Below are 2,189 nucleotides of genomic sequence, written 5' to 3'. Positions count from 1 at the left end.
TCGCTCGACACGAAGATAGACTGGTATGACATCGGAAGGAACTCCGATTACCTCGAGATACTCGGTATGGCACTTGAAGGAAGGATAAAGGGCTTCAAACCTTCCGGAAGAGAAGTGACCGAAGGTCTCTGGAGAGGCGCTGGCTCGGTTCTCGAGAAGAGCATGAAGATCATTACGCCGGTATATGTTGGGGCTGGTTCAATAGTTGAAAAAAATGTGAAACTGGAAGGGCCGGTAATGATAGGGGCAAACTGCAGAATTGGCGAAGGAGTCGAGCTGAGCAATGTGTATGTCGGCGACTATACTAGAATTAAGCCTGGCTTCAAGGGAAAGAATCTTCTGATTACTCCGGAATATTACGTAGGAACAGATGGAAGCGGGGGAGGAATTCTTAATTCCAATCTAAGCAATTACGTCTCTGATGTCAGAGCTTCTGAAGGCATTTCCCCTGCCGGGTAGAGAGGATTCTTTTATCGTGCTAGAATTGTCCATAGGTTTTTTCTAGGAGTTGCTAATTTTGAAGATTGTCAAAGTCAAGAGCCGGCAGGAGAGGAAAGAGTTCATTGAGCTTCCAAGGAGACTATACCGCGATTACCCCCTCTGGGTACCTCCTCTAAGCCATGAAATAAAGGCAGTGTTGAAAAGCAAGAGCTCACAGCTTCTTGCGAACGGTCCTCACGATTTCTTTTTGGCAAAGAACGGAAGTAGTGCGGTGGGAAGGATCGCCGTGGGCATAGAACAGGTTATGAACCGCGAGAAGTCCGTGGAGCATGCATACTTCACTCTTTTTGAATCTGTCAACGATAAGCTAGTTGCAGAGGCACTTCTGAGAACGGCAGAAAGCTGGGCAAAGAGCAAGGGCATGAAGTACCTGAAGGGACCTGTTTCCCCCACTAACGGCGACGATTATAGAGGGCTGCTGGTAGATAACTTCGAAGATCCGCCTACCGTTATGTTGCCTTACAATCCCCCCTACTATGTTGACTTTTTTGAAGACTTCGATATCTACTTGAAATACCTTGCATTCAGATACGATCTCGAGCACGTGATATCCGAGCGCGAGATAAAGTTTACCGAGATCGCTATGGATCGCTACGGATTTCACGTCGAAGAGGCCGATTTCAAGCGGCTTAAGGAAGTCGTCGCAGATCTTCAAAAGATAATGGAGGAATCAATCCCGAAGTGGGAAGAGGATGTTCTTCCTCCCACTTTTGAAGAACTCTGTGATATGGCTAAGATGCTTAGGACAGTTGCAGATCAGAGAATGGTCATCATCGCGAGATCAGGAGAAAGGCCAATAGGCTACTTTGTAGCGCTGCCGGACTTCAGCCCTCTCATTCGCGAGATTGACGGCAAGCTACTTCCCTTTGGCTGGTATAAGCTGCTGAGCAAGAGAAAATCTCTTGTGCGGGTAAGAGCGGCGATACTCTTTGTCGTTCCCGATTTCAGAAACAAGGGCGTGCCCTCGGCTATGTTCTTGAGAGCGTACAGAAATATCCAGAATATGGGTTTCAAAGAAATCGAAGGATCGTCGATCAGCTCAATAAACGCAACGATGATCGCAAATGCCCGGCGTGCCGGAGGCAAGGAGTACAAACATTACATAGTCTACGGAAAGAGCCTGCTGAAGAGACCGCTTTCACTCAGTGAGATATACGGGATTGCTGCAAGCAAATTCGTTCCAAAAGTCCAACAGACTCCTGAAACTCTTCTGCAAAGGATCTAAACTCGAGAGAAGGTTCGGCTGCGAAAGGCTTCTGACTGTCTATGAATTCGAGAAAAGCAAAGAGTTTCTTGTATCTGGTCATGTACATGAGATCCCGTTCGCTCTGGAAGTTTTCTGCGCTGAACGCCCTAATGACTTCAAACATAAGAGATGAAGGCGAGTAGGGAACCAGTCTCTCGACCTGGAGAAAAGAAGCCATCTCTTCGAGCATTCCGGTAACGAGATGACAGGTTCTCGAGTAGGGCTGCTTCACAATGCTTTCCAGCCAGGGGATGAACTCCCGATAGTAATGGTATTCTGCAGTTTCACCCTCGACTCCGGTGAGCCCGAGTAATCGCAATGCTTCTATTCTAGAGCCGCTGTCGAGCGACAAGAAATGATTTCTTAACGGATCGTCTTCTCCAAATATGAAGTATCTTGAGCCTCCCAGAACACCGAAAGTCTTCATTGCGTCGAGATATCC

The 2,189-nt window shown here is 47.6% G+C and carries 2 protein-coding genes; both read left to right on the top strand.

The window, feature by feature from the left end:
* A partial coding sequence (locus tag ENN47_00210; protein ID HDP76613.1) for an NDP-sugar synthase occupies window positions 1-459 on the top strand: 459 nt, incomplete at its 5' end.
* 55 nt (window positions 460-514) lie between these two features.
* Window positions 515-1,726, top strand: a complete 1,212-nt coding sequence (locus ENN47_00205; protein HDP76612.1) for a hypothetical protein — start codon at window positions 515-517, stop codon at window positions 1,724-1,726.
* Window positions 1,727-2,189: the final 463 nt, after the last annotated feature.

Source organism: Mesotoga infera (genome assembly GCA_011045915.1).
GTDB classification, from domain to species: domain Bacteria; phylum Thermotogota; class Thermotogae; order Petrotogales; family Kosmotogaceae; genus Mesotoga; species Mesotoga infera_D.
This window is presented reverse-complemented; position numbering and strand designations above follow the sequence as displayed.